The organism is Bacteroidota bacterium, assembly GCA_038746285.1.
GTDB lineage: Bacteria > Bacteroidota > Rhodothermia > Rhodothermales > JANQRZ01 > JANQRZ01.
The window spans coordinates 1-1778 of record JBCDKT010000126.1; the positions used below are offsets into that span (position 1 = coordinate 1).

Annotated in this window: 2 protein-coding genes; both read left to right on the forward strand. The window is 71.7% G+C overall.

All coding sequences use genetic code 11. The features are described from left to right. The coding region (locus AAGI91_17815; GenBank protein MEM1044471.1) for a ribonucleotide-diphosphate reductase subunit beta at nt 1-693 on the forward strand (693 nt) is incomplete at its 5' end. A 114-nt stretch (nt 694-807) separates the two neighbouring features. Next, nucleotides 808-1778 (forward strand): ATP cone domain-containing protein (locus AAGI91_17820; GenBank protein ID MEM1044472.1); only part of this gene is annotated, 971 nt, incomplete at its 3' end.

Below are 1778 nucleotides of genomic sequence, written 5' to 3' on the forward strand. Positions count from 1 at the left end.
CACGCCGACTCGCTGCTCTACATGATCTCGTCGCTGGGGGTCAACCCGCACGAGTGCGAGGCCATGTTCGAGGACGTGGACACGATCCGCGAGAAGAACGCCTTCATCACGCGCGTCTCGCACGCGCTCCGCCGCGACCTCGACCTGACGGTGCTGGAGAACCAGCAGCTGCTCGCCAAAAACCTGTTCGTCTTCGGGCAGTGCATGGAGGGAACCCAGTTCTACGGCCTCTTCGGGATGGTGCTCAGCCTGTACCGCCAGGGCAAGTTCCCCGGCATCGGGCAGATGTTCCGCTACACGCTCCGCGACGAGTCCAACCACATCGAGGTGTTCCGGAAGCTCCTCCTTGAGCTCTGCGCCGAGAACCCCGACGTCTGGACCGCCGCCTTCCGCGCCGAGCTGGCCGACCTCATGGCCGAGGCCGTCCGCCTCGAAGAAGCCTTTATCCGCGACTGCCTGCCCGTCGCCGGTGTCGGCCTGAGCGCCGACGAGTTCGTCGGCTACGTGCGCTACATCTCGAACCGGCGCATGACGGGCCTCGGGCTCGACCTGCTCTTCCCCGGCCAGGCCAACCCGCTCCCGTGGCTGGCCGAGCTGATGGACATCCAGAAGGAGCAGAACTTCTTCGAGGGCCGGGTGACCGAGTACCGCAAGGCCTCCGCCCTCGTGCCCGTCGACGACGACGAGCTGTAGCGGGTGATGCGCGGCGAGCGGTGCGTGAGGGTCCCCGCTGACCCTCACCACGCTGGCCCAAGCCGCCAGTAGCGCATCACGCACTTCCATTTCAAACACGTCCCCTGACCCGCCATGTGGAATCCTACCTCCGACCTCGTCCGCGACCTCGACCTCAAGCGCGCCGCGCTCCTCCCGCCCGCCGACCGCCCGGCCCTCGACGCCGGCGCGCTCGTGGGCGACCTCGCCGTGGAGGCCGACCGCCTCCTCTTCGTGCGCGAGGACGGCACCGACGCCCGGCTCGACCCAGTCCGCCTCGCCGCGCCCGTCGCCGAGGCGGCCGCGACGGCCCGCCTCGCTGCCCGCCAGTCAGCTGAAGCCGCCGCACTTGCCCCGCTCGTCCGCCGCGTTGTGGCCGACGTGCTCACCCGGCTGGCGGCGCTGCCGGCCGACGCCCGCCCGTCGTTCGCCGACGTCGTCGCGCTCGCCGAGGCCGAGCTGCTCGCGGCGGGCGCGGTCGACGTGGCGAAGGCGCTCGTGATGCACCGGGCGCAGGAGGTGGCCCCGGCGGTCCCGGTCCCGGCCGCGGGCGCGCTCCAGCTCATCCGCCGCGGCGGGCAGGTCGTGGCCTGGAACGCGGCCAAGATCGAGACGGCCGTCCGCAAGGCGTTCCTTTCGCGCGGGCTCGATTCCGCCCCCGCCGAGGGCGTCGCCCAGCGCGTGACCGACCGGGCGGCGGCGCTCGGCCTGAGCTACGTCCCCATCGCGACCGGGCAGGACCCCGTCCAGGAGGACCTGCTCCTCGCCGGCCACGCGCGCGTGGCCGAGGCCTACATCACCTACCGCGCCGAGCGGGCCGTCTACCGAGCTACCCAGGAGTCCGCCGAGACCGACCAAGCCGCACTCATCGAGATCACCGAGGCCGACCGACGCGATCCGGATCCGCTCGCGGAGCTCCTCGCCGTCCCACAGCGTCGAGGAGCCGTCGGCCTCGGTGATCTCGATGAGTGCGGCTTGGTCGGTCTCGGCGGACTCCTGGGTAGCTCGGTAGACGGCCCGCTCGGCGCGGTAGGTGATGTAGGCCTCGGCCACGCGCGCGTGGCCGG